The organism is Collinsella sp. CLA-AA-H167, assembly GCF_040095305.1.
Lineage (GTDB): Bacteria > Actinomycetota > Coriobacteriia > Coriobacteriales > Coriobacteriaceae > Collinsella.
This window is the reverse complement of record NZ_JBBNGA010000001.1, coordinates 202365-229194: the sequence shown is the minus strand read 5'-3', so window position 1 is coordinate 229194 and position 26830 is coordinate 202365. Positions and strand designations below refer to the sequence as shown.

The window sequence follows — 26830 nt, the reverse complement described above, 5'->3', positions numbered from 1 at the left end:
AAATAAGAAACGGAGTCTGACGGGTCTCCAATATCGCCCAAGAAAGCGAGTCTCACCGGCAAATATCTTCGTAAACCATGCCAAGCCGGTTCATAAACGCCGTAAGGGAAAAGGCATCTTTTATGCGAGCTCGTCCCTGAATTCCAATCATTTCCTTGTAAGAGATATCGCTCATGAGATTCTCGAGCTTAGTGGCCAACGCATCAACATCATCAACTGGAAACATAATTCCGTCTACGCCGTCGGTAATGACTTGTGGAATACCCCCGACAGGAGTCGCAATGGTAGCAAGTCCGTACGACATTGCCTCAAGCACACTCATAGGCATGCCCTCATTCTTCGAAGGAAGGCAGAACATGCTACTGTTGCGAAAGGCTTCGTCTTTTTTTTCACCTTTAGCCCAGCCTATAAAGCTGCACCTGTCACCAATTCCAAGTTCATCCGCCAGTTGTTCATATGCTGGCACATCCCCGTCTCCGCCAAAGACAAAACGCGCATCGGGATGAGTCTTAAGAACGCGCTTAGCAGCGCGCAAAAGTAAATCCGGACTCTTGCGCGCATCAAGACGCCCCATGAACAAAACCGTATTGCACGAATAATCAATAGCGTTAACCTCAGGAACGTCAACGGCGTTATGCACCACCACGATACGATCCAAGGAACAGATGTGCCTTTTTAGAAGGAATTCCTTCCACTCCTCCGACAGAACGACCACCTTTGAGCAACATTCAAAGGAATGCGAGATATCGCGTCTCTCAGCCTCGCTACATTCTTCGTCAAACCAAACACCGAACTCGCTACCATGCAGATGGAGAAGAACGGGTTTGTTTCGAAAGAAGGCCGCCCTCATGAAGATCTTTTTTCGGCGATAGCTGCCACGAGACGCCATATGCACATGTACGAGATCGCACGCGTTGAGCCTACTGAGATATTTCATATAAGCCACAAGGGCAATGGAGAGCTTCTTGAACTTCCCGCCCTCAGCAGTTGTCGAAATGAATTCTATTGAACCTTCGTTACGATTCGACCACTTCATAATGTTGTTTTCAACCGTGGAGATGCCACCCATAGCATCAAGACTCGGGCCAATCATCAACACTTTAGGCATTATCAGCACCTAAAGATCTTTTAGAAGAAGGGCAAGACCAATCGCAGTACTTTTCTAAATGGGAAACAGTTGGCAAAACAAACAAATCGCCAAGCTCTCGGTCAAGTCTATCGGGTTGCTCCTCTAGTGCATAGAAGGGATCGTATCCGCCTCCGGTATAGAAAGTCATCTCGCCAAAGTAAGGTTTACCGCTAATGTTGTACCAGTCAACCCGCACGTGAGGGAAACCATCAGAGAGTTTCTCGGAAAGCTCAAGCATAAGTTCGTAGTTCTCGGGCTTTACAGTAGGCTCATGCTCAGATACCTCATGGTCGATATCGCCACGCTGCTCCCATTCAGTAGAAAAGTACTGCATTTCATGATTAGTGAAACGATCGGCGTCCGTCTGAACAAGAGCTGCCTTACCGTCAAAACAATAGAATTTGTAATCAGTCGGAGTCGCTCTTCCAGGTTCATCAAGAAATGCTTCCGCCACAATGCGAGGCGTGATACCGAGATAAGCCCACTCCCTGCCCTGCCAATACCAGTTTCTATGCAAGGCAACATTCAGACGTTTCTTGGCCTCAACAAAATCAAAATTCGACTTATCCGTGCAAACAAATGTGCTCTGCGAGTCGTGAGTACATTTAAGCACAAACTTCTCCGGCAATTTATCGAGATCGATCTCTTCAGCTGCATTGAAAACACCGAAAAGTGGCACAAGATACTCGGACCCGATACGTTGTTCGACGAAAGAGCGCACGCCATATTTATCTGCGAGCTGAGTCAAAACTGGATTATGGTAGTTAAGCTTGTACCACTGCAGCTTCTCATTGAATGTCTTAGGACACTCGAAATCAGGCTCGTAATGAAGTTTGGCTTTGAAGTAGAGACGCATATATGCCTCATCAGGAATGAAGCGCAGGTTGTTTTTAAGAGAAAGAGTAAACCTCTTTTTTAGCTTCACTATTTACCTCCAATAACGTCCGCAATTCGCTCACTCGCATGTCCGTCACCGTAAGGATTCGACGCATGACTCATGACCTCGTACTCGGCCTGATCGCTGAGCAGGCGGCTGAACTCGCGGTAGATCACGTCCTCCTCGGTGCCGACGAGCTTCAGCGTGCCGGCCGCCACGCCCTCGGGGCGCTCCGTGGTGTCGCGCATGACGAGCACCGGCTTGCCCAGACTCGGGGCCTCCTCCTGGATACCGCCGGAATCGGTGAGGATGAGGTGGCTCGCGGCCATGAAGTTGTGGAAATCGAGCACCTCGAGCGGGTCGATGATGTGCAGGCGGTCGAAGCCGTCGAGCTCCTCGTGGGCGGCCTTGCGGACGAGCGGGTTCATGTGGATGGGGTAGATTGCCTTTGTGTCCGGATGCTCCTCCATCACGCGGCGGATGGCGCGGAACATGCGGTGCATGGGCTCACCCAAGTTCTCGCGGCGATGCGCCGTGATGAGGATGAGGCGGGAGCCCTCGGCCCAATCGAGCTCGGGGTGGGAGTAGCCCTCGCGCACGGTAGTGCGCAGTGCGTCGATGCCGGTGTTGCCGGTGACCCAGATCCCGGACTCGAGCTTGCCCTCGCCGAGCAGGTTCTGCTTGCTCGCCTCCGTGGGCGCGAAGTAGTACTCGCTCACGATGTCGACCGCCTGGCGGTTGAACTCCTCCGGCCAGGGGCTGTAGATGTCGTGCGTGCGCAGGCCGGCCTCCACATGCCCCACGGGGATCTGCAGGTAGAAGCACGCGAGCGCCGCGGCGAAGCTGGTCGTGGTGTCGCCGTGGACCAGGACCACGTCGGGCGTCTCGTCCTCGAGGACGGCCTTGAGCTTAAGCAGCACGTCGCACGTCACGTCGAACAGCGTCTGGCCCGGCTTCATGATCGCCAGGTCGTGGTCGGGAGTCACATCGAAGACGCGCAGAACCTGGTCCAGCATCTCGCGGTGCTGGCCGGTCACAGTCACAACGGTCTCGAACTCATCCGTACGCGCCTTGAGCTCGTTGACGAGCGGGCACATCTTGATTGCCTCCGGGCGGGTGCCGAAGACGAGCATTACCTTCTTCAAAACGATTTCTCCTGAAGAGTCACATGGTCTTACAGCTTGTAGACGTTCTCTCCGTCGCCGCAGACGTTGCGCGGGTCGATGAGGACGCGCTCGCCGAAGATGCCGGGGTTGTCCGTGACCTGGGAGTGGCCGACCATCACGATCACCATCTCCAGTCCGTCCAGGAACTCATCCATAGAGTGGACCTGGCCGGGAACCTCGTCGCGCTCGACCCACGGGTCGTAGACCTTGACGGAGCCGGCGCAGAGGTGCTCGGACATGGACTCGAGCATCTGCAGCGTCGGGGACTCGCGGACGTCGTCGACGTTCTCCTTGTAGGTGAGGCCGTAGATGCCGACCTTCGAGGCGTCCGTGATGCCGCGCTCGACCATGACCTCGTGGGCCCGGTGCATGACGTACTCGGGCATGGAGGCGTTTGTCTGCAGGGCGAGGCGGATGAAGTTGGCCGTCTCGGGGTAGTCGCCGACCAGGAACCACGGGTCGACCGGGATGCAGTGGCCGCCGACGCCCGGGCCGGGGTTGAGGATGTTCACGCGCGGGTGCTTGTTGGCGATGCGGATGACCTCGGCGACGTCCATGCCGCCGATGCGGCAGATCTTGGCGAGCTCGTTGGAGAAGGCGATGTTCACCGCGCGGAAGGTGTTCTCGACGACCTTGGTCATCTCGGCGGTGCGGATGTCGGTGACGGAGATCTCGCCCCGGCAGAAGCTGGCGTAGACCTTCGCCACGGCCTCGCCCACCTCGGGGTCGTCGGCGCCGATGGTGCGGTTGTTGTGCAGCAGCTCGTAGACCATGTTGCCCGGGATGATGCGCTCGGGGGCGTGGACGAGCCTGACGTCCTCGCGGCCGGCCTCTATGAGTAGCGGGCGAACGAAGCGGTCGATGGTGTTGGGCGAGACGGTGGACTCGACTACGAGCACGGCGCCCTCGGGCGCGACCTCGAGGACGGTCTTGCAGGCCGCCACGACGTAGCAGGGGTCGATCTTCTTGTCTAGCTTGTCGTAGGGAGTGGGGACCGAGACGATGTAGGTGTCGCAGACCTGGTAGTCGGTGGAGAACTTGATTCCGGACTTCAGGGCGTCGGCGAACAGCTCGTCCAGGCCCTCCTCCTTGAAGGTAGTCTTGCCGGCGTTGAGCGTGGCGACGAGCTCCTCGTTGTAATCCGTGCCCACGACCTCCACGCCGTGGGATGCCATCATGAGGGCGGTGGGCAGGCCGATGTAGCCGAGACCGATAACGTTAACCATTGCTATTCACCTTTCTTAGCGAACTTGTATTTATACGTGAGGGCGACGAATTTTAGGTTGCCGATGATGTAGCGTTTCCACAGCCTTCCGGGCTCCTGGATGAAGCGGTAGAACCACTCCAGGCCGTGCTTCTGCATCCACGTCGGAGCTCGGTCGGTTACGCCGGCAACAACATCGAAGCTGCCGCCGACGCCCATGACGAAGGGGATTCCGATCTGGTCGATGTACTTGTGGACCCAGTACTCTTTCTTGGGAGAGGAGAAAGCGACGAACATCATGTCGGCTCCCGAGGCGGCCATATCGGATACGATCTGGGGCTCGTCCGCCTCGGTGAAGTAGCCGTTGCGATACCCTGCGATCTGGATGCCCGGGTACCTGTCCTCGAAAATCGCTTTGACCTTGGTGACCACTTCTTCCTTCGCCCCGAAGAGGTAGATGCGGTAGCCCTTCTCGGACGCCAGCCCGACAAGCCTCTGGAACAGGTCGATGCCCGTGACGCGTTCCCCGAGAGGAACCCCCAGCTTTTTCGCCGCCCAGACGATCGAGGCGCCGTCGGCGTTGATCAGGGGGCATTCGTTGACGATTGACGCGAGCTCGGGATCCGCCTCCATCAGGTTGACCTTGGAGGCGTTGATTACGACATGCTGGGTCGGTACGCCCCTCGCGATGATCTTCTCGATTTCATCCACCGTCTCGTCAAGCGAGATGGCGTTTACATACGTGTTCAGAATTGGATAACGATTGCCGGCTGACACTAGCACGCCCCGCTTCCCGTAATTACCTCGACGACAGTGAGTAGAACGATCTTGAGATCCGTGATGACGCCGCGCTTGGCTATGTACTCAAGGTCGCGCTGGACCATTCCGTCGAAACCCGTTGAATTGCGGTCGGTCACCTGCCACCAGCCGGTGATGCCGGGCTTGACGGCCAGACGCTGCAGATCGAATTCTGTGTACTCGGCCACCTCGTTAGGCAGCGGCGGGCGCGGGCCCACGACGGACATCTGCCCCAGGAACACGTTGACGAACTGCGGAAACTCGTCGATGGAATGCTTGCGGATGAACCTGCCGATCTTGGTGACGCGGGGGTCCTCCCTCATCTTGAACATGGCGCCGGCGATCTCGTTCTGCCCCTTGAGCTCGGCGAGGCGCTCGTCGGCGTCCCTGTACATGCTGCGGAACTTCCACATGCGGAAGGTGGACAGGCTGCCGTCGCGGTGGGTCTGGCCCACGCGAATTTGACTGTAGAACGGGTTGCCCTCGCTCTCCAGGCGGATGAGCGCCGCCAGCACCAAGCTGGGAATCGCAATTACGACGAGCACAGCACCGCTGAACACGATGTCGAACGTGCGCTTTATGGCCCGGTAGGCCAGGCGCGAGCAATCCCAGTCCATAATGGATTGCATGGCCTTGTAGCGACCGGTGCCCTCACGCCGGTCCATGGCCTGAGCAATCAGCGCCGCCCCTACGGGCGCATTGCTCTCTGTCACTTCTTTATTAGCAGTCACGATAAAACTTACGTCCCTGTCCCCAGGAACCCCCCCCCGTCCATGAATTCAAAAAACGAATGATTTGCCGGTGCAACGTCTCCCTTACGTTTTGCTGGGCACGTCGAGCGGAAGTAACTCCCTAAATGCGGAGTCGCCTTCGCCCACGTCCACCAGGCACCAGCGTTTATGACGGTCGATCTTCTTTACACGGGCCTCTTGCCCCACCAAGGGCCCCTGCTCTATATGCAGCACGCCGTCTTCTATACGTGCAATGCTGTTACGCACCACGCCGTCGTCATCGAGCACGCTGCGGTACCAATCCTGCGCATTGTCCGGCATGGGCATGTACGCCCGCTCCCTACTGCCGGCGATGCGACAGCCAAAACTCAACTGGGCCAAAGCCCTATCGAGCGCGGCGGCATCGTGCGTGGCGACGAAAAAATATTCCTTGTACATGGGTTTGGTTTGGAGCGACCATGCGCCGTCCCGCTTAAACCAGAACTCCTTTTGCATCACAAAAGCGTCCTGCAACAGGTTGTGCGGGATAATGCAACGGACCTTTTCGCAGGTCTCGCGCTCTTTTCCATGGGGGGTGTGGACCAGATACCAGCGAACGCGGCCGTGCTGGCTACTGGTGGTGACGCCGTTAAATGCGCCCGGCAGCTGCTCTTGGCGCCGTGCCGTCTGTTCCATGTTCTCGCCCCCTTCTCTTGCTTTGCGATGCACGCAAATGCAGGGGCGTTTAGAACAGGCTTCTCGCTCGCAGCTAGGCGCAGTCGCAAAAGTACAGGTTTTTATAGAGGGGTATGGAGATGTACCTACTAGCAGTACATTTTGCGTAATCTGGGCAAACGCTGATTAATTGCTCGTATAATGTCGTCTGTCGAAAGATACAAAAACCTGTACCTTTTTGTGCAACAAAAAAAGCCGCTCAACCAGCGGCTTTTCGTATTTCGGTATGAAAAAAGGCGACCGCCCTGTGTGGACGGTCGCCTTTTTTAATTGTTGTGTTGCTTGCCTTAGGCGCGGGTCTTGATCTCCTCGAGCACCTTGGCCACAAACTCGTCAACGCTCATCTGAACGGTCTCGTTGGAGCGATCGCGGACGGAGATGTTGCCGGCCTCGACCTCCTTCTCGCCCAGGATGAGCATGTAGGGCACGCGGTCGATGCTGCGGGCCTCGCGAATCTTGTACCCGATCTTCTCGTCGCGGTCGTCGCAGACCACGCGAATGCCGGCCTCCTCCAGCTTGGCGCACACCTCGTGGGCGTAGTCGCGGCTCTTCTCGGAGACGGGAAGTGCCTTGACCTGCACGGGAGCCAGCCAAGTGGGGAACTTGCCCGCAAAGTGCTCAATCAGAATACCGATGAAGCGCTCGATGGAGCCAAAGCACACGCGGTGCAGCATGATGGGGCGCTTCTTGGTGCCGTCGGCGTCCACGTACTCCAGATCAAAGTTGAGCGGCATCTGGAAGTCGAGCTGTACGGTACCGCACTGCCAGGTACGGCCGAGCGAATCCTCCAGGTGGAAGTCGATCTTGGGGCCGTAGAAGGCGCCGTCGCCCTCGTTGACCTCGTAGTCCATGCCCAGCTGCTCCAGAGCGGTGCGTAGGCCCTCCTCAGCACGAGCCCAGTCCTCGTCCGAACCCATGGAGTCCTCGGGGCGGGTGGAAAGCTCAACGTGGTACTTAAACCCAAACTTCTGGTACACGGAGTCGATGAGGTTGACCACGCCCACGATCTCGTCGGTCAGCTGGTCGGGACGCACAAACAGGTGGGCATCGTCCTGGTTAAAGCAGCGCACGCGGAACAGGCCGTGCAGGGCGCCGCGCAGCTCGTGGCGGTGCACCAGGCCAATCTCGCCGGCGCGGATGGGCAGCTCGCGGTAGGAGTGCGGCTTGGAGGCGTACACCAGCACGCCGCCCGGGCAGTTCATGGGCTTAATGCAGTACTCTTCGTCATCAATGACGGTGGAGTACATGTTGTCCTTGTAGTGGTCCCAGTGGCCCGAGGTCTTCCACAGCTGCTTGTTCATGATGAGCGGCGTGGAGATCTCCACGTAGCCGGCCTTGTGGTGGATCTCGCGCCAGTAGTCCAGCAGCGTGTTCTTAAGGACCATGCCGTTGGGCAGGAAGAACGGGAAGCCGGGGGCTTCGTCGCGCATCATAAAGAGGTCCATCTCGCGGCCGATCTTGCGGTGGTCGCGCTTCTTGGCCTCCTCCAGCATGTGCATGTGCTCGTCGAGCTCTTCCTTGGTGGCAAAGGCGACACCGTTGATGCGGGTGAGCATCTTGTTTTCCTTGTCGCCCTTCCAGTAGGCGCCCGAGACGCCGGTGAGCTTAAAGGCCTTCAGAGCCTTGGTGTAGCAGATATGGGGGCCGACGCACATGTCGATGTAGTCGCCCTGCTGGTAGAAGGTGATGCGGGCGTCGTCGTCCAGGTCGCCGATGTGCTCGACCTTGTACTTCTCGCCACGCTCCTCCATAAGGGCGATGGCCTCGGCGCGGGGCTTCTCGTACACGGTGAACTTGAGGTTTTCCTTGACGATCTTCTTCATCTCGGCCTCGATCGCGGGGAAGTCATCCTCGCTGATCTTGACGCCCTCGGGCAGGTCGACGTCGTAGTAGAAGCCGTTGTCGGTCGCGGGGCCGTAGGCAAAATCGGCCTCGGGGTACAGGCGCTTGATGGCCTGCGCCATGATGTGCGCGGCGGAGTGGCGGATGACGTGCGTGACCTCGTCCTGCGGGAGCTCGGCCACCGAGCCGTCATTGTAGAGTGCCTTCATGGGTATGTTTTCTCCTCTCGGATGCCTGGTGCAAGTGCGTGCGATGCGCTCGGCGTTTTTGACTTGCATCATTATAGGCAGGTTGCCTTGGTATACAAGCGCCCGCCGCACCTTAATGGCACGGCGGGCGATTTTCTACGCATGCTTCATCGTGTGGGGGCGGGGTGCGTGCGGCTTGTGGCGCGTGCGGTGCCCGTGGCTTGCGGCCGGCCCGGCGATGGATGCGCTACTGGATGCGAGTTCGGCAGTAGGGGCAGACCTTCCAGTGCGCATCGAGCGGGCGATGGCAGTTGGGGCAGACGTTTCGAACCTGGGTGTCGCACACCGGGCAGACGACGAAGTCCTTCTCGATGGGCGCGCCGCACTGCGGGCAGGTGCCGTACTGCGCAAGCTGGCGCTCGCGCAGGGCCATGTCCAACTCCTGCTCCTCGCGGTCGGACGCGTAGGAGTGCGGGCGCAGGACCAGGTAGGCGATGAGACCCACAAACGGGATGAGGGCGATGATGCCCCATGCCACGTAGGCGCTGGCGCCGCGGCGGCGAGCGTCGATGAACACATAGACGACCGACAGCACATACAGGGCGATGATAAAGCCAACGAAGGCATAGACGACGCCCATAAGCTGCGGCGACATGAGCTCAGAGATGTACTTGGACATTGAGGTGTACCTTTCGGAATATTTATAGTCCGGTCAAGTTTACCACGGGGTTTGTTTATATGGGACCACGGCTAGGGGCGGGGCTGGCGCGGACACAAACATCTCAATCTGTAACAGGTAGAGGCGGAATCCGGGTCTAGATGTTACAGAACGAGACACAGGGGTCCCTCCCCGAGTTCAATCTCGATCTGTAACAACTGGGGCCCCAAAACCCCTCTTACTGTTACAGATCGAGACATACGAATAACCCGACGGGCTAACGTCTCGATCTGTACCACACGTAGGACCGCAATTCCCCTCCTACTGTTACAGATCGAGACGAACGTGCGCCCGTGGTCTCAACATCTCAATCTGAAACTGGTAACGGCGCGGACCGTGAGGTTGGGTGGAAGGAACTCGCGGTCCAACGTAGCCGGCATCCGTGCTGGGCGGCCCTCGTCTGCCGTTGGCGGGTGTTGCGGGGCTGTTCGCCGCATTGCCGCCGCGCTGGGGATGCGCAGACCGTAGGATAGTCCTATTGACATCCTGTCAACTTATCTTGGAGGCACCGTGGCAGAAACGTTTGATATCGCAATTGTGGGCGCGGGCATTACCGGGTGTGCCATCGCGCGGCAGCTCGCGCGATTTGACCTGTCCATTTGCGTGGTCGAGGCGGCCAACGATATCGCGCTGGGCGCGTCGAAGGCCAACGGCGGCCTGGTGCACGCCGGCTACGATCCGGCACCGGGCACGGTTAAGGCGCAGGTCAACGCCCGTGGCTGCGAGTTATATGGCACGTGGGCCCAGGAGCTAGGCTTTTTGTTTTGCCGCACCGGTTCGATGGTGCTGGGGTTTAGCGACGAGGACCGCGCGCACCTGGAGAAGCTGCGCCAGAATGGCCTGGCGAACGGCGTGCCCGAGCTGGCGATTATAGGCCCCGAGCGCATCCACGAGCTGGAGCCGCGCGCGAGTGCCCAGGCCACGTGCGCGCTGTGGTGCCCCTCGACGGGCTTTGTCGACCCGTTTGAGGTTGCCATCGCCGCGCTGGAGAACGCCGTGGCCAACGCGGTGACGTTTATGCGGTCAGCGCCGGTGGAAGCGATTGAAGTCGCGGACTCGGGCGACGACGCGCGCTTTACGCTGGCGACCCCCGCTGGCAATGTGCGCTGCCGCTACCTGATCAACGCCGCGGGCAACGGCGCCGCCGACATCTCGTATATGGCGGGGGCCGAAGAGTTTCAGATGGTCTGGCGCCAGGGCAACATCGTGGTGCTGGATAAGGAGCCGCGCACGCTCATGCCGCTCTACCCCGTACCCACGCCGGTGTCCAAGGGCGTTATCGTGACAGGCACTGTGCATGGCAACACTGTGATAACCGCCACGGCTGCCGTGCGCGAACCGGGCGACACGCAGACCTATGCGAGCGATGTGAACGCGCTGTTGACCGGCGCGCGCAAGCTGGTGCCCGATCTGGACACGCGCCGCGTGGTGCGCGCATTTGCCGGCGGGCGTCCGGTTATTCAGGGTACGAACGACTTCTTTATTGGACAGTCGGCCGTGGTGCCAGGGCTTTTCCAGGCGGCGGGCATTCAGTCGCCGGGCGTGGCGAGCGCGCCGGCCATTGCCGAGCGCATGGAGCACGTGATGCGCGATGCCGGCGTGGCCCTGCGCGAACGGGACGACTGGAACCCAATTCGCCGCGCCCCGGACGACTTTGACCGCGCACCGCTGGCGCGCAAGGAGGAGCTGATCGGGTCCGATCCTGCGTGGGGACAGATTGTCTGCCGCTGCGAGACGGTGCCCGAAGCCGAGATCGTGGCCGCGATCCGACGCCAGCCGGGCGCGGTTTCGGTGGAGGGCGTCAAGCGCCGCTGCCGCGCCGGCATGGGTCGGTGCCAAAGTGGCTTTTGCCAGAGCCGTGTGGTGGCAATCCTAGCGCGCGAGTTGAGCTGCGACCCCAGCGAGGTGCTGTTGGAGGATGCCGGATCTTGGCTGGTCGAGGGTCCGCTGAAGGGGGTGCGCTAGGATGGCGACGTTTGATATGCGCGACGGACGCGCAGAGGTCGGAGCTGCAGCGCCCGTGCAAACGCAGGCCTTCGACGTGGTCGTTATCGGCGGCGGACCTGCCGGCATGGCGGCCGCGATGGCCGCGCATAAGGCGGGCGCACGCGTGGCCATCGTGGAGCGCGAGCAGCACCTGGGCGGCATCCTCCGCCAGTGCATCCACCCCGGGTTTGGTCTGTCGCACTTTAAACAGGAGCTCACCGGTCCCGAGTACGCGCAGCGCTTTATCGACCAGGTGCACGCAACCGACATTGCGGTGTTCCTAAACAGCATGGTGCTTGGGATTGATTCAGGCGAGTCTGCGGAAGACACCGCGGTCCACACCGTCACGCTCATGAGCCCTGCCGGCATGCTGCAGTTCACCGGTCGCGCGATCGTTCTTGCCATGGGTTGCCGTGAGCGCACCCGCAGCGAAATCAAGATCCCCGGTAGCCGTCCCGCCGGCGTGTTTACGGCCGGCTTGGCGCAGAGATACATCAATATCGAAAACCTCAAGCCCGGCTCGCGCGCCGTCATTTTGGGCTCGGGCGACATCGGGCTTATCATGGCGCGCCGCTGCACGCTCGAGGGGATTTCCGTCGAGGGCGTGTACGAGCTCATGCCGTACGCCAATGGACTGCGCCGCAATGTTAAGAACTGTCTGGACGACTTTGGCATTCCGCTGCACCTGTCTACCACCGTCACGCGCGTGATCGGGCACGACCGTGTGGAGGCCGTCGAGGTGAGCCAGGTCGACGAGCACCTGGCGCCCATTCCGGGGACCGAGCGCATTGTTCCGTGCGACACACTGCTACTTTCGGTGGGATTGATTCCCGAGAACGAGCTTTCGGTTGCCGCAGGCGTGGAGCTTGACCCGCGCACGCGCGGCGCCGTGGTGGACCAGAGCTTGCAGACGGGCGTGCCGGGCATCTTTGCCTGCGGCAACGTGCTGCACGTGCACGACCTGGCCGACAACGTGACGACCGAGTCCGAGCGCGCCGGTGCAGCCGCGGCGGCGTGGGCGTTGGGCGGCGACGCCGGGGCGAGCGCTTCGGGCACGGGCCGCGAGTTAACGGTCTCCCCTGCCGGCATTGCGGGCTACGCGCTGCCGGGACGCATTACGGCCGTGGCGCTTACCAAGCTCAACTTCCGCGTGCGCCGACCGGTCGATGCTGCCCGCGTGCGCATCTTAGCCAACGGCGAAGAACTGTTTGCGGGCAAAGTCCGCCCGTTTAAACCGAGCGTCATGGAAAGCTTCCCGCTGCCGGCAAAGGTCATCAAGCAGGCGTTCGACCTGGGTGCCAGCGAGATTGTCCTATCCGTCGACCCCATCGAGGAGGCATAAACTATGAGCGATAACGTGATCGAAACGCTGCAGTTCAACTGCACCACCTGCCCGTCCGAGTGCCTCCTGACCGTGGAGGTAGAACGCGGAGCAGACGGCGCCGTGGCAGAGGTGCGCTCCGTAACCGGCAACAACTGCCCACGCGGCGACAAGTTCGCACACCAGGAGCTCACCTGCCCCATGCGCGTGCTCACAACGACCGTGACCGTCTCCGGCGGCGACGAAGCCCTACTCCCCGTCCGCACGGCCGAAGCCATCCCGCTAGAACTCCACGCCCAAGCCATGGCCCTCATCCGAGGCCTAGTCGTCAACGCCCCCATCCGCATGGGCGACATCGTGCTGGAGAACCTCCTCAACACGGGCATTAACCTCATCGCCAGCATGGACATCAGCCCAGCCTAAGCAGCAAATTTGGGACGGGCTCTTTTAGCTGCTTTTGCAAGGAGTGTCCCCAGGTGCCGGCATAAAAGGAACGTCCCTAACTGCCGGGCTTGGGATACCATGGTGGCACACTAGCGAAAGGATGTTTCATGGCACATGTCGATGACCAGCGTGTGGCGCGCGTGCTCGATGCGCTCGAGGCTCAGCACCCCGGTGCGCAGCTGCTCGTGAATGACCCGTGGTCGATCTATTACCTAACCGGCTTTTATGCCGATATGTTCGAGCGTTTTTGCGGCGTGCTGCTCGCGCGCGGTGCCGAGCCGGTGATCCTAGTCAACGCCCTGCACCAGCTGCCAGAGTATGACAATGCCCGCGTTGCCTACCACACCGATACCGATATCGTGACCGATGCCATCGCTCGCGAGATCGATCCGACCAAGCCGCTTGGCATCGACACTGTCATGCGTTCTGGCTTCTTAATGCCCCTCATGGAACGCCAGGCCGCAAGCGAGTTTTTCCTGAGTGACTTTGCCGTCACCGCCGCACGCACCTACAAAGACGCTACCGAGCAGGAGCTTATGCGCGCGTCCTCGGCCGCCAACGACGCCGTGATGGCCGACGCCATCAAGCTCGTCCATGAAGGCGTGACGGAGCGCGAAATTGCCGATCAGATGCTCGGTCTGTACCGCAAGCACGGCTGCGAGGGCTTTAGCTTTCCGCCCATCGTGAGCTTTGGCGCCAACGCCGGCGACCCGCATCATGAACCCGACGATACCGTGCTCAAGCGCGGCGACGTGGTGCTGTTCGACATTGGCGGACGCCATCGCAACTACTGCTCGGACATGACGCGCACGTTCTTTTGGGGTGAGCCGGACGAGGAAACCGTACGCATCTACGACATCGTGCGCCGCGCCAACGAAGCCGCCGAGGGGCTCATCGCACCGGGCGTTCGCATGTGCGACCTGGACCGCGCCGCACGCGATGTGATCGAGGACGCAGGCTATGGGCAGTACTTTACGCACCGCTTGGGACACTCGATCGGCCTGCAGGACCACGAGCCGGGCGACGTCTCGCTGGTCAACGAGCAAGTCGTAGAGCCAGGCATGACGTTCTCCATCGAACCGGGCATCTACCTCCCCGGCCGCACCGGCGTCCGCATCGAGGACTTGGCCCTGGTGACCGAGTCCGGCGTCGAGATCCTCAATGCCTACCCCCACGATCCGGTCCGCCTAGACTAGGCAATGCGGCAAAGGGGCTGTCCCTTTGCCGCATCACATGAATGCCGCCACAAAAACGGCCTATCTACTACGTTTAACCCGCATGGGTCGACCATGCGGGTCTTTTTTTAAAAATGGCAAGCCCTTTACCTGCGGTTTTGATTTCGCAATTCTCGGTATGGTCGAGGGTTACCGGTCAAACGTAGTAAATAGGCCCATTTCGTGGCGAGCAAGTCAACTCGAGGCGCAGGGCAGCCAAAAAAGCCCCGTCCCAAATTGACTACTTTTGAGTTGCGGTGATATACGGACCGTTTGAGGCTTCTGGCTTGTAAAACAGTCCGTATTTCACCGCAACTGATGAGGGGATGGGTTAACGGAGCAGCCCCGCTACTTCGCCGGCTAGGGTGATGGTACCGGCTGCTACGAAAGACTCGCCCGCGGTATCGAAGGCGGCAAGGGCCTCGGGCACGCTCGGGTATAAACCCGCGAGCTTATCGACGTCCACCAGGGCGGCGAGCTCCTCTGCCGGCAGGGCGCGGTCGGAATCGGTCTGCGTCACGACCACGCGGGGGAACGCCGGAACCAGAACGTCAACGATACCCGCCACGTCCTTATCGGCCAGCGCGGCACACAACAGCGTGGGGCGATTCTCCACGCACGGATCGATCTCGTCCAGCGCGCTCACAAAGTTCTCGCAGCTCTGAGGGTTATGGCAGGCGTCGATCAACTTGAGCGGATCAGTTCCCAGCACATCAAAACGACCCGGTGTGGGGCAACCCATAAGCGATGCATCCAGCGCATCGTGGTCAAGCTCGCGGCCCAGATACCCCTCGCACAGCATAATCGCGCACGCGGCATTCTGCGGCTGATACGCCGGCTTGACCATGCTCGACGTATAGATCGCACGCGGCGTGGTGCAGCTAAACTCCACCGTATCGCCCACATGCGCCGGCACCTTGGTCGTGGCATGGCTCACCACCAGCGGCACCACACCGCACTCACGGCAACGGACATCCATCACGCGCTGAACGCTCGCCTCGTGCGTACCCTCGCCCAAAACAACCAGGCGTCCAGACTTAATAACCGCAGCCTTCTCCCCCGCAATGGCCTCGAGCGTATCGCCCAGGATGCGCGTGTGGTCGAGCCCGATACCCGTAATGGCAACGGCGACGGGATCGGTTGCACTCGTGGCGTCCCAACGCCCGCCCATGCCAACCTCGAGCACGGCCACGTCCACGCAAGCCTCGGCAAACACCACAAGTGCAGCAGCCGTCAGCAGGTCAAACGGCGTGATAGTATAGGCACGCTCCCCCGCCGCCACACGGCGTGCATTCACGCGATGTCCCGCCTCGACAGCCGCCGAAACGCCACGGGCAAAGGCCTCGTCGCTCACAACGCGCCCGTCAACTTCCATACGCTCGGGATAGCGCACCAGCTGCGGCGACGTATACAACGCAGCCTTGAGCCCCTCGCCACGAAGAATGGCAGCCGAAAAACGCGTAGTCGAAGTCTTGCCATTGGTACCGGCAACCTGGATGCAATCGAAATACTCATCCGGACGCCCCAACTCATCGAGCATATCGACAACCGTCTCAAGCAGAGGCCCAGCATCCCCAGAAATCCGCCCCGTATCAGCAGCCAAAGCAACAGCCTCACCAAACGAAAGCAAATCAAACTCAAAAGGAACGGTATACAAGCCGGAACGCTTAGGCATTTTTAGAACCGCCATTCATAGAAAAAGAAAACAGTATAGGTTGAGGATAGTCAGCGAAAACGCCTCTGATGAGCCAAGGTGCCGTGAAACAAGGGCGCATAGGGCTTATGCCAATGCGCCCGAAGTTGAACGGCAGATTGGCCATCAGAGGCGTTTGCAGCGTCGAGTCAGCCGCCGTTCGTTAGAACGGCGGAATAGGTGTCCGCAGTAGCGAGCAATGCCCCAAACCGCGTCCCCCAGTAACGCCTACGAGAAGTCAGCAACCTGAGCAGTCAAAGCCGCCAGGATCTCCTTGAGCTCAGCTGCACGGTCCCTCTTCTTCTGCACCACCGCGGGCGCGGCCTTGGCAACAAAGCCCTCGTTAGCAAGGGTCTTCTCGCAGCCGGCAAGCTCCTTCTGAGCCGCGGCGATTTCCTTCTCCAGACGCGCCTTCTCGGCCGAAAGGTCAACCTTGCCCTCGAGCACCACAAAGACCTCGACGCCGCTGTCGACCACGGCAATGCTCGCGGCCGGCTTCTCGACGTCGGTACCCATGACCAGCGAGGCGGTGTTGGCCAGCGGCTCGATGGTCGAGCGCAGGCTCTCGAGCTTCTCGATGTCCTCGGCACCGGCGCGCACGACCACGTCGAGCTCAGCCTTGGGGCTCAAGCGATAACGCGAACGCGTGGCGCGGGCGGCAGACACGACGGTACGGCACAGCTCAAATGCGCGCTCGGCGTCCTCGTCAACATACTTGGCGTAGTCGGCGGGCTCGGGCCACTTGGCGATCATGAGCGCCTCGGCGCGGTCCACGTTGCCCTCGGCGTCCAGATCGAGCACGCTCGCCGGCATGTTGTCCCATATTTCCTCGGTGACAAACGGCATGAGCGGGTGCATCAGGCGAATGGACGTGTCAAGCACAAAGATCAGGTTGCGCTGGGCCTGCAGACGGCCCTCGCCCTTCAGGCGAGCCTTGGTAACCTCGACATACCAGTCGCAGACCTCGTTCCAGAAGAACTGCTGCACGCCGCGGGCCATGTCGCCAAAGGTGTAGTTCTCGATGCCCTCGGTGACCATCTGGACGGCCTTGGCCAGGCGGCTGAACATCCAGGCGTCGGCCGGCGTCTCCACGACGGGCACGCCGGGCGTGTAGCCCTCCATGTTCATAAGCAGGAAGCGGCTGGCGTTCCAGATCTTGGTCACAAACGACTTGGCCTGGTCGGTACGCGGGCTGTCGATGAGCTTCTTGGTCTTCTTATCGATGTTCGCGTCGAACTTGACGTCCTGGTTGTTAGTGCACAGCGTGAGCAGGTTGTAACGCATGGCGTCAGCACCGTACATACCGATGAGGTCCATGGGGTCAACGCCGTTACCCTTGGACTTGGACATGCGGCTGCCGTCCTTGGCAAGGATCGTCGGGTAGATGACGACGTCCTTAAACGGCACCTCGTCCAGGAAGTACAGCGAGCTCATGACCATGCGGGCGACCCACAGCGCGATGATGTCGCGCGCGGTGACCAGCGCCGTCGTGGGGTGATGCCCCTCGAGCAGCTCCGGCTTTTGCGGCCAGCCCTGCGTGGCGAAGGTCCACAGCTGCGAGCTGAACCAGGTGTCCAGCACGTTCTCGTCCTGATGCACGTGATGACCGCCGCACTTGGGGCACACGTCGGTGTCCTCGGTGAGGGCGTCCTCCCAGCCGCAGTCCTCGCAGTAGAACACGGGGATGCGGTGGCCCCACCACAGCTGGCGGCTGATGCACCAGTCCTTGAGGTTCTCCATCCAGGTGGTGTAGGTCTGCGTCCAGCGCGCGGGGTGGAAGGTGACCTTGCCGGAGTTGACGGCGTCGAGCGCCGGCCCCTTGAGTTTATCGACGGCCACAAACCACTGCTCGGACAGCCACGGCTCCAGTGCGGAGTCGCAACGGTAGCAGTGCATGACGGAGTGATCGAGGTCCTCGACGTGATCGAGCAGGTCGTGCTCCTCGAACCACTTGATGACGGCCTCACGGCACTCGTCGCGGTTCATGCCGGTGAACTCGCCATAGCCCTCGACGACCACCGCGTGCTCGTCGAAGATATTGATCTGCGGCAGGTCGTGGGCCTGACCCATGGCGTAGTCGTTGGGATCGTGAGCAGGGGTGACCTTAACGAAGCCGGAACCGAAGTTGGCGTCGACGTGCCAATCCTCAAAGATGGGGATCTCGCGGTCGACGATGGGGAGCTTGACGGTCTTGCCCACGAAGGCAGCCTTCTCGGGATCCTTCGGGGAGACAGCGACGCCCGTGTCGCCGAGCATGGTCTCGGGGCGCGTGGTGGCGACGACGATGTAGTCCTGGCCGTTGACCGGCTCGGTCAGCGGGTAGCGCAGGTGCCACAGGTGGCCCTTCTCGTCCTTATACTCGGCCTCGTCGTCCGAGATGGCGGTGGTGCAGTTGGGGCACCAGTTGACGATACGCTTGCCACGGTAGATCAGGCCGTCGTGGTACCAGTCGCAGAAGACCTTACGCACGGCCTGGGCGTAATCCTCGTCCATGGTGAAGCGCTCGTTGTCAAAGTCGACGGAGCAGCCCATGCGCTTGATTTGCTCGACGATGATGCCGCCGTACTCGTGGGTCCAGTCCCAGCAAGCGTCAACAAACTTGTCGCGGCCGATCTCCAGGCGGCTGATACCCTCGCTCTTGAGCTTCTTGTCGACCTTAGTCTGCGTGGCGATACCGGCGTGATCGGTGCCCAGCACCCAGCGCGTGGACTTGCCGCGCATGCGGGCCATACGGACGATGGCGTCCTGGATGGAGTCATCGGTGGCATGGCCCATGTGGAGCTTGCCAGTCACGTTGGGAGGCGGAATGGTGACGGTGCAGTCGCCCACGCCCTCACGGCGCTTGTAGTAGCCGCCGTCGAGCCACTTCTGCAGGATCGCCGGCTCATTGGTCGACGGATCGTAGTTCTTGGGCATCTCTTCCATATATCTCTCCCTGTCCCGCCGGCGTGTCCGCCTGCTTGGTTTTCGCTCGGTCAGGTCCTGGCTCGCACGAAGAGCACATTAAGTGCTCTTCGGCTCGTGCGGAATCTACGAAAACCAAGCAGGCGGACGCGCCTTAGGTATCGATTACTTCAGTCTGAATTGACTTCGCTTTGGCTTAAACAAACACACAGAATAACACAGGTAGTTGGGGTTATTGCGTATATATAAAATAGCCTCCGACCGCGGATGGTCGGAGGCTATTTGCAAGCACGTTTTTGGCAGGTTTACCCGTAGATGCGCTGGGGCTGCTCTTCGCCCTTTACGGAGGCTTCGGTTACGACGACCTTGGAAACGCCCTCCTCACTGGGCAGATCGAACATTGTCTGCTGCAGCACGTCCTCGCAGATGGAACGCAGGCCGCGGGCGCCGGTCTTGCGGGCGAGCGCCATACGGGCGATCTCGTGAAGGGCCGCGGCCTCAAACTCAAGCTCAACGTCCTCGAGCTGGAACATCTTGCGGTACTGACGCACCACGGCGTTCTTGGGCTCGGTCAGAATCGACACCAGGTCGTCCTCGTCGAGCGCCTGCGTCTGGGTGACAACGGGCGTACGGCCCACGAACTCGGGGATCATGCCAAAGGCGTTGAGGTCCTGCGGGAGCACCTGACGCAGCAGGTCGTTCTCGTCGACCGAGGTGGGGCCGGCGATCTCGGAGTTAAAGCCCACGCCCTTGTTGCCCACGCGGTCGGCGATGATCTTGTCCAGACCCACAAAGGCACCGCCGCAGATAAACAGGATGTTAGTCGTGTCGATCTGCAGCAGCTCCTGCTGGGGATGCTTGCGGCCACCGGTAGGCGGAACGCTGGCCACCGTGCCCTCAAGAATCTTAAGCAGTGCCTGCTGAACGCCCTCGCCCGAGACATCGCGGGTGATGGAAAGGTTCTCGGCCTTGCGAGCAATCTTGTCAATCTCATCGACATAGATGATGCCCACCTGTGCGCGCTCAATGTCGCCATCGGCAGCATTGATAAGCTTGAGCAGAATGTTCTCCACGTCCTCGCCCACGTAACCAGCCTCGGTGAGCGCGGTGGCATCGGCGATGGCAAACGGCACCTCGAGGATGCGCGCGAGCGTCTGGGCCAGCAGCGTCTTGCCGGTACCGGTGGGACCGAGCAGCAGGATGTTGGACTTGGCGAGCTCCACCTCGTCCATGTCATCGTCAAGCTGCGAGTCCAAACCGTCGTCAAAGGCCGAAAGCGCAGCACCGCCCTCGATGACGCGGCGGTAATGGTTGTACACGGCAACCGACATGGCGCGTTTGGCGTCCTCTTGGCCCATGACATAAGCCGAAAGCTCGTCATAGATCTCGTGCGGCGTCGGCACGTGCGTGATGACCTGGCGGTCGTCCTCGAGCTCAAAGCCCTCGGCCTCGGGGTCCACGGCGGGCTGCCCGGCAGCCTGGCCGTGATCGTTGAGGAAGCCCGGCAGCTTGCCGTTGCGGGCAGCGTCCATAAAGTCCGAAGCCAGCGACTCCTCCAAGATCTCAGAGCAAGCGGCGACGCACTCGTCACAGATAAAGATGTTGGTCGGACCCTTTACAAGGCGACGAACCTGGCCCTGCTCTTTTCCGCAGAAGGAGCAGCGGATGGGGTTGCCGTTCTCGTCAAAGTTGTCCTGCATGTTTCCTGCCATCCTAGGCGTCCTTCGCGGCGAGGTCGCGCGAGGTAACGATACGGTCGATCAGGCCGTAGTCGAGGGCCTCGGCAGCGGTCAGGTAGTTGTCGCGCTCGGTATCGGCCTGGACCTTCTCGATGGGCTGGCCCGACGCGTCGGACAGGATCTGGTTGAGCTCGCGGCGGGTCTTCTTGATCTCCTCGGCAACGATCTCGATCTCGGTCTGCTGGCCCTGGGCACCGCCGCTGGGCTGGTGAATCATGACTTTGGAGTGCGGCAGGCAGAAGCGCTTGCCCTTAGCGCCGGCCGAAAGCAGCACGGCGGCCATGGACGCGGCCATACCGACGCAGATGGTGGAGACCTGCGGCTTGATGAAGTTCATGGTGTCAAGAATCGCCAGGCCGGAGTAAACCTCGCCACCGGGCGAATTGATGTAGAGCGAGATATCCTTCTCGGCATCCTGGCTCTCAAGATGCAGCAACTGGGCAACGACCAGGTTGGCGCTGACGGAGTTGATCTCCTCGCCCAAAAAGATGATGCGGTCGTTGAGCAGGCGCGAATAGATATCGTAGCTGCGCTCGCCGCGCGGCGTCTGCTCGATAACGTATGGCACGAGGGCGGAATCGAACTTAGCGATCATACGCATCTCCATTTCTCTCTTGCGGACCAAATTGGTTCTAGATAAACGTACGGTGCCCGCATGCTATGCATTGGCTGGCACCGTACGAAGCAACCGGATAACCGGTGTATAACTTTACCCCATCACAGGCGCACGCATGCGCTCGCGGGCAAGGTGGCGAGAATTACTCGGCGTCCTTGGCGGTCTCGTCGACCTCGGTCACCTTGGCGTTCTCGACCAGGTGGTCGACGGCCTTGGAGCGACGGATAGACTCACGGACGGCAGGCATGCGGCCATCGGCGATGAACTCGGCCTTGGAAGCCTCGACGTCCTTGACGCCGGCCTTCTCGAACTCGGCGTTGATGTCGTCCTCGGTGACCTCAATCTTGAGCTCGCGGGCGAGGGCGTCGAGCGCCAGGGACTCACGGGCAACGTCGTTGGCCTGCTTGTGCAGGTCGCCGATGAACTGCTCCATGGTCAGGCCGGAAGCGGGCAGCCAGGTGTCCAGCGTCATGCCGCGGGCAGCGAGGTTGGACAGGAAGTTCTGGCCAAGCTCCTCAAAGACGGACTGCTCGTAGTCGGCATCCATCTCGTCGAGCTGCAGGCGCTCGGCGAGAGCGGAGACGCAACGGTTCTCCTTCTCGGCCGGGAGGCGGGAAGCCTTGTCCTGCTCGATCTCGATCTTGATGGCGTCGCGCATAGCGTCGATGCTGTCAAAGCCAAAGTCGGACTTGACGAGCTCGTCGGTGAGCTCGGGGGTGTTGCGGACCTTGATGCCCTTGACGGTGACCTCGACGGTGTGGGTCTCGGCCTCCTCGCCCTCCTCGGCCTCGTCGGTCCAGGTGACGGACTTGACGTCGTCAACGTTGGCGCCGATCAGAGCCTCGTTGAACTCCTTGGGGTTGCTGTCGCTACCGGCGATGAGCATACGGCCCTCGGCGGCAAAGTTGTCGGCGTTCTCGACGGCCTTGAGGTCGACGGTCACATAGTCGTCAGCCTCGACGGCGCGTCCCTCGATGTCCTCGAAGGTGGCACGGTAGTTGAGGAGCATCTCGACCTGGTTGTTGATCTCGGACTCGGTGACCTCCGCAGGGGGCATCTCGATCTCGACAGCGTCGAAGGAGGAGAGCTCGGCAGCAGGACGCAGGGAGAACTCGACGGTGTAGGTGTAGTCCTCGTGATCCTTGGCGAGGTCAAGCTCCTTGTAGTCACCGTTCTTGGTGGGGACGATGTCCAGCTCGTTGAGGACGGCGGGCTCGTTGGCGGCGATCAGGTCGTTGGTGGCCTGAGCGAGGGTAGCCTCGGCGCCAAGAGCAGAGTCGATGACCGGACGGGGGGCCTTACCGGCGCGGAAGCCCGGGAAGCGGTACTTCTTGGCGGTGTCCTTGTAGGCCTTCTTGATCGCGGCGTCGACGTCGGCGGCCGGGATGGTGACCGTAGCGGTGAGCTTGGCGTCCTTGACGTCAGAAGCGGTGATGTTCAACACGTTCCTCCTCATACTGCCCAGCTTATCTGAGGTGCTGGTACCTTTATGCAACAAAGAGTCGCGACGGCCGAAGCCGACGCAGATGCGTTGGTGCGGGCGAAAGGACTCGAACCTTCACGGGAATCCCACCAGAACCTAAATCTGGCGCGTCTACCAATTCCGCCACGCCCGCATGAGCGCACAGACTAGGAATGATAGCAGATACGAACGACAAGCGCACGCACACGTTTTACAGGCTCACGACCTCACCACGAGTGCAAAAGGCGGGGCGAGTTGTCCCGTCCCGCCAACTACGACTTGTTCGCTGACCCGCTACTCCCCCAGCAGGGCCTTCTCGGGCGTGATGGGCAGCGAGCGGACCTGGTGGCCGGTGGCGTGTGCGACGGCCGATGCCACGGCGGCGAGCGGCGTGTTGATGACGACCTCGCCGATCGACTTGGCGCCAAACGGGCCCGTCGGCTCGTAGCTCGGCTCAAAGGCCACGCGAATGCTGCCGATATCCAAGCGCGTGGGCAGCTTGTAGCTCATAAAGTTGCCGGTGCGCAGACGGCCGCGGTCATCGTGCTCGACAATCTCGTAGAGCGCGTGGCCGATACCCTGGGCAATACCGCCCTCGGCCTGGACGCGCGCGAGCGCCTCGTTGATCACGGTGCCGCAGTCCACGGCCGCCGCGTAATCCACCACAGTCACCTTGCCGGTGGCCTTGTCGACCTCGACCTCGGCAATGCCGGCCATAAACGGCGGAGGCGAAACGGGCAGGCAGGCAGAGGCGTGCGAGGTCAGCGCGTCGCCGCCCGCGATGTTCTTGACGCACAGGTTGGCAAAGTCGCGCAGCGTGAGGTAGCGGCCGCGCTCGCGGGCGGCGCGCTCGTCGGACAGACGCACGTACTGCCCATCGAAGACCACGTCGGTGGCGTCCACGTCCCACATCTGGGCGGCCTTGGCGCAAATCTTCTCGCGCAGCTCGGTCGCGGCGTTCTTGGCAGCAAGGCCCGTCACATACGTGCCCGAGCTCGCATACGAGCCGGCGTCGAACGGCGACACGTCGGTGTCTACGCCGCGCACCACGATCTGCGAGCTCTCCACGCCCAGCTCCTCGGCGGCAATCTGCGCCAAGATCGTGTCGACGCCCATGCCGTTATCGGTAGCGCCGGTGCCGATGGTAATGAAGCCGTCCTCTTCCAGGCGCATGTCGATACCGGCGATATCCACGTTGGAAATGCCCGAGCCCTGCATGGTGAGCGCGCAGCCCAGAGCACGCACGCGGTCGCCCAGGTCGACGGCCAGCGGCTTGTCGCGCCAACCGATCATGTCCATCGCGCGCAGCAGGCAGCGGTCGAGCGCGCAGGCGTTGAGCTTCTCGTTGTAGTACTGCGGCATGATCTCGCCCTCGCGCACGATGTTCTTAAGGCGCAGGTCGGCGGGGTCCATGTGCAGCATGTCGGCGAGCTCGTTGACGGCGCTCTCCACGGCAAACTGGCCCTGGGTGGCACCGTAGCCGCGATACGCGCCGCCGCGGTTGGTGTTGGTGTAGACGGCGTCCCAGCTAAAGCGGCTCGCCTTCACATGGTTGTAGATAGGCAGGCTCTTGTGGCCCGAAAGGCCGATCGTCGTGGTGGCGTGCTCGCCGTAAGCGCCGGCGTTGGACAACGTGTGCAGATCGATGGCCGTGATGGTGCCGTCGTTCATGGCGCCCAGCTTGACGGTCATCTGCATCTGGTGGCGCGAGTTGCCCGCGGTGATGGTCTCCTCGCGGGTGTAGCAGCAATAGCTCGGACGGCCGGTCTGCTGGGTCACAAACGCCACGAAGATCTCGCAGCAGCCCGTCTGCTTGGAGCCAAAGCCGCCACCAATGCGCGGCTTAATAACCTGCACCTGCGACTGCGGAATGTCGAGCGACTGCGCGACCATGCGGCGCACGTGGAAGGGCACCTGCGTGGAAGTGGTCACCGAGATGCGGCCGAACGCGTCGGTCGTCGCGAAGGCGCGGAAGGTCTCCATGGGCGCGGTCTGCGTGGCCTGGCTGGTATAGGTGCGCTCAAAGACGATGTCGCTCTGGGCAAAGGCCTCGTCCAGGTCGCCAAAGTCGCTGGTACCGCTGCACACCAGGTTGCGGGGCACGTCGCCGCCCTGCGGGAACATAAAGGTCACGTCGCCCTCGGGGTGGACCACGATGTCATTATCGAGTGCCTGGGTAAAGTCGAGCAGGGGCTCGAGCACCTCATAGTCGATCTTGATGAGCTTGAGCGCCTTGTCGGCAGCCTCCTCGGTCTCGGCAGCGACGATCGCCACCTCCTCGTTTTGGTAGCGCACCAGGTTCTCGAGAATCAGGCGGTCGTAGGGACTCGGCTGCGGATAGCTCTGACCGGCAATGGTAAAGCGGCGCTTGGGCACGTCCTCGTAGGTGTAGACGCCCACGACACCGGGAACCCTCAACGCGCGAGACGTATCGATGGAGCGGATCTTGGCGCGCGCATACGGGCTGCGCTTGAGTTTGACGATTAGCGCGCCGGCGGGCACCATATCGCCGGTGTAGACCGGACGGCCCTCGAGCAGGGCCTTCGAGTCCTTCTTGGGCTGCTTGTGAGTAATCTGCTTGTAGGTGACGCCGTCAGAGCTGGTGTCGTTGACCGGCAGCTCGGGCAACTCAAAGCCCACCTGTACGCCGGACTCGTTGAGAAAGCGGACGATGGCACGCAGCTGGCTTTCATAGCCGCTGCAGCGGCAGAGGTTGCCGGCGAGCTGGCGCGAGAGCTCCTCGCGCGTGGCGACGAGGCTCGGGTCCTCCTTGGCGGCGCGGGCGAGTGCCAGCACGTTCATGATAAGGCCGGGGGCGCAAAAACCGCACTGCTCGGCGCCTTCGGCAGCCATCGCGCGGGCAAGCGCCTCGGACTCGGCTTTGAGACCCTCGAGCGTGGTGATGGTATGGCCCTCGACGCGCGCGGCGGGAACCGAGCAGCTCAGCACCGGGTCGCCGTCGAGCCACACCGTGCACAGGCCGCAGTTGGTGGTCTCGCAGGCGCAGCGCACCGACGCACAGCCCTGCTCGCGCAGCAGGGCAAAGAGCATAGTGTCGGGGGCAATCTGAACCTTGACCTTGCGGCCGTTGAGCGTAAAGGAAAGATCGATGAGTTTGGCAGCCATTAGCGCACCTCGCTAGAATCGACGCCGGGCACGCGGCGGCAGGAATACTCGTCCGTGGCAAACTTAGGGACCTGCACGGTCTCGAGCTCGCGGGCAAGCGCGGCCGAAAGCTCGATGCCGGCGGCACGGCGCACGGCCTGGACGGCGAGCGGGGCCGAGATGCGACGGCGGTAGTCGGCCGAGCCCCACAGGTTGGTTCCGTAGCTCAGGGCACGCACGGATGCAGCAAGGGCGCGAAGCTCGTCCTCGGAAGGCTGCTCGTTGGTAAGGCCGCACGCCACGCTCTGCAGCAGGGTCGCGCGCAGCGGGCGGGCGCCCACGGTGACGTGCCAAGTGTTGTTCCACCAGGCGGCGGTGACGTTCAACGAGGGGAAGTCGGTCGCGGCCTTGCGCACGGCCTCGTAGCTCGCACGGTAATCGTGTTTAACGACCACGATGTGCTCGATCACGTCGCGCACGTAACCCATGTCGACGAACTCGGCGAGAGGCACGCGGCCGGCGCCCGCCAGCTCAACATACGAATCGAGCGCCAGGAACGCCGAGAGAACGTCCGAGAAGCCAAAGCGGCCGTAGATGCTGCCGCCCACCGTGGCGGTATTGCGCAGCTGCACGCCCACGATGTCGTGGACGGCGAACTCAAAGACATTGTTGACAAGCGCGTTGAGCCCGGCATGACGCTCGAGCTGGCGCAGGGTGCACATGGCACCGATGCGAAACTCGGTCTCGGTCTCCTCGATCTGATCGAGTCCGCAGGCCGAAAGGTCAATCGCCGTCGCCACGCGACGCGAACCCAGACGCATCCAGATGCCGCCGCCCACAATCTTGTTGTTGCGGTTCTTCTGTAAGAGCTCATAGGCTTCGGCCGCGTTTCCAACACGGACGTAGGTACCGAACTTGAGCACGTTCTCCCCCATCTCTTCACTTGTCCAGTGTCCTCTAGTGTACCAAACGAGGGCGC

20 protein-coding genes and 1 tRNA gene are annotated in these 26830 nt (G+C 61.3%); 4 read left to right on the top strand and 17 right to left on the bottom strand.

The annotated features are described in order from the left end of the window. Positions 1-52 precede the first annotated feature (52 nt). The 9 genes from AAAT03_RS01065 to AAAT03_RS01025 form a co-directional block, all read right to left on the bottom strand. A complete protein-coding gene (locus AAAT03_RS01065; protein ID WP_117776314.1) occupies positions 53-1108 on the bottom strand; it encodes a glycosyltransferase family 4 protein in 1056 nt (351 codons plus the stop codon). After that, positions 1101-2054, bottom strand: coding sequence for an ATP-grasp fold amidoligase family protein (locus AAAT03_RS01060; RefSeq protein ID WP_117773585.1), 954 nt, complete (start codon positions 2052-2054; stop codon positions 1101-1103). Before AAAT03_RS01060 ends, AAAT03_RS01065 begins: the two co-directional genes overlap by 8 nt. After that, entirely contained in the window at positions 2054-3151 is a 1098-nt protein-coding gene (gene wecB, locus AAAT03_RS01055) for a UDP-N-acetylglucosamine 2-epimerase (non-hydrolyzing) (RefSeq protein ID WP_117773586.1), read from the bottom strand. Before wecB ends, AAAT03_RS01060 begins: the two co-directional genes overlap by 1 nt. A 29-nt stretch (positions 3152-3180) precedes the next feature. Then, complete coding sequence (locus AAAT03_RS01050) at positions 3181-4398, bottom strand: nucleotide sugar dehydrogenase (RefSeq protein ID WP_349102388.1); 1218 nt, start codon at positions 4396-4398, stop codon at positions 3181-3183. 2 nt (positions 4399-4400) lie between these two features. Continuing rightward, positions 4401-5153 (bottom strand): WecB/TagA/CpsF family glycosyltransferase, encoded by a 753-nt coding sequence (locus tag AAAT03_RS01045; RefSeq protein WP_199411514.1) that lies wholly within the window; start codon positions 5151-5153, stop codon positions 4401-4403. Beyond that, positions 5153-5905, bottom strand: coding sequence for a sugar transferase (locus AAAT03_RS01040; protein ID WP_349102387.1), 753 nt, complete (start codon positions 5903-5905; stop codon positions 5153-5155). The genes AAAT03_RS01045 and AAAT03_RS01040 overlap by 1 nt, the downstream gene beginning before the upstream one ends. 84 nt (positions 5906-5989) lie before the next feature. After that, complete coding sequence (locus AAAT03_RS01035) at positions 5990-6580, bottom strand: hypothetical protein (RefSeq protein WP_349102386.1); 591 nt, start codon at positions 6578-6580, stop codon at positions 5990-5992. Between the two features lie 326 nt (positions 6581-6906). Then, the gene (thrS, locus tag AAAT03_RS01030; protein WP_349102385.1) at positions 6907-8670 is read right to left on the bottom strand and encodes a threonine--tRNA ligase; all 1764 of its coding nucleotides are present in this window, start codon (positions 8668-8670) and stop codon (positions 6907-6909) included. 226 nt (positions 8671-8896) lie between these two features. Next, entirely contained in the window at positions 8897-9328 is a 432-nt protein-coding gene (locus AAAT03_RS01025) for a zinc ribbon domain-containing protein (protein WP_349102384.1), read from the bottom strand. Positions 9329-9877: 549 nt separating this feature from the next. Between AAAT03_RS01025 and AAAT03_RS01020 the strand changes: the two genes are divergently transcribed. The 4 genes from AAAT03_RS01020 (at position 9878) to AAAT03_RS01005 (ending at position 14314) form a co-directional block, all read left to right on the top strand. Continuing rightward, on the top strand, positions 9878-11332 hold the full coding sequence (locus tag AAAT03_RS01020) for an NAD(P)/FAD-dependent oxidoreductase (protein ID WP_349102383.1): 1455 nt from the start codon (positions 9878-9880) through the stop codon (positions 11330-11332). A gap of 16 nt (positions 11333-11348) precedes the next feature. Then, on the top strand, positions 11349-12695 hold the full coding sequence (locus AAAT03_RS01015) for an FAD-dependent oxidoreductase (RefSeq protein WP_349102491.1): 1347 nt from the start codon (positions 11349-11351) through the stop codon (positions 12693-12695). Positions 12696-12698: 3 nt separating this feature from the next. Then, positions 12699-13097: a DUF1667 domain-containing protein gene (locus AAAT03_RS01010; protein ID WP_349102382.1), complete on the top strand. Its 399-nt coding sequence runs from the start codon at positions 12699-12701 to the stop codon at positions 13095-13097. A 128-nt stretch (positions 13098-13225) separates the two neighbouring features. Beyond that, positions 13226-14314: an aminopeptidase P family protein gene (locus tag AAAT03_RS01005; protein WP_349102381.1), complete on the top strand. Its 1089-nt coding sequence runs from the start codon at positions 13226-13228 to the stop codon at positions 14312-14314. Between the two features lie 349 nt (positions 14315-14663). On the opposite strand, the gene AAAT03_RS01000 is transcribed toward AAAT03_RS01005, so the two are convergent. The 8 genes from AAAT03_RS01000 to AAAT03_RS00965 form a co-directional block, all read right to left on the bottom strand. Next, a complete protein-coding gene (locus AAAT03_RS01000) occupies positions 14664-16007 on the bottom strand; it encodes a Mur ligase family protein (RefSeq protein WP_349102380.1) in 1344 nt (447 codons plus the stop codon). A gap of 246 nt (positions 16008-16253) precedes the next feature. After that, complete coding sequence (locus AAAT03_RS00995) at positions 16254-18950, bottom strand: valine--tRNA ligase (protein WP_349102379.1); 2697 nt, start codon at positions 18948-18950, stop codon at positions 16254-16256. A 284-nt stretch (positions 18951-19234) separates the two neighbouring features. After that, positions 19235-20641, bottom strand: a complete 1407-nt coding sequence (clpX, locus tag AAAT03_RS00990; protein WP_349102378.1) for an ATP-dependent Clp protease ATP-binding subunit ClpX — start codon at positions 20639-20641, stop codon at positions 19235-19237. A gap of 1 nt (position 20642) precedes the next feature. Further along, complete coding sequence (locus AAAT03_RS00985) at positions 20643-21263, bottom strand: ATP-dependent Clp protease proteolytic subunit (protein ID WP_022095182.1); 621 nt, start codon at positions 21261-21263, stop codon at positions 20643-20645. A gap of 163 nt (positions 21264-21426) precedes the next feature. Then, positions 21427-22728: a trigger factor gene (gene tig / locus AAAT03_RS00980; protein WP_349102377.1), complete on the bottom strand. Its 1302-nt coding sequence runs from the start codon at positions 22726-22728 to the stop codon at positions 21427-21429. Positions 22729-22816: 88 nt separating this feature from the next. Continuing rightward, positions 22817-22900: transfer RNA gene (locus AAAT03_RS00975), tRNA-Leu, on the bottom strand. 140 nt (positions 22901-23040) lie between these two features. Next, positions 23041-25872, bottom strand: coding sequence for a molybdopterin cofactor-binding domain-containing protein (locus AAAT03_RS00970; protein ID WP_349102376.1), 2832 nt, complete (start codon positions 25870-25872; stop codon positions 23041-23043). Then, on the bottom strand, positions 25872-26774 hold the full coding sequence (locus AAAT03_RS00965; protein WP_349102375.1) for an FAD binding domain-containing protein: 903 nt from the start codon (positions 26772-26774) through the stop codon (positions 25872-25874). Before AAAT03_RS00965 ends, AAAT03_RS00970 begins: the two co-directional genes overlap by 1 nt. Positions 26775-26830 lie beyond the last annotated feature (56 nt).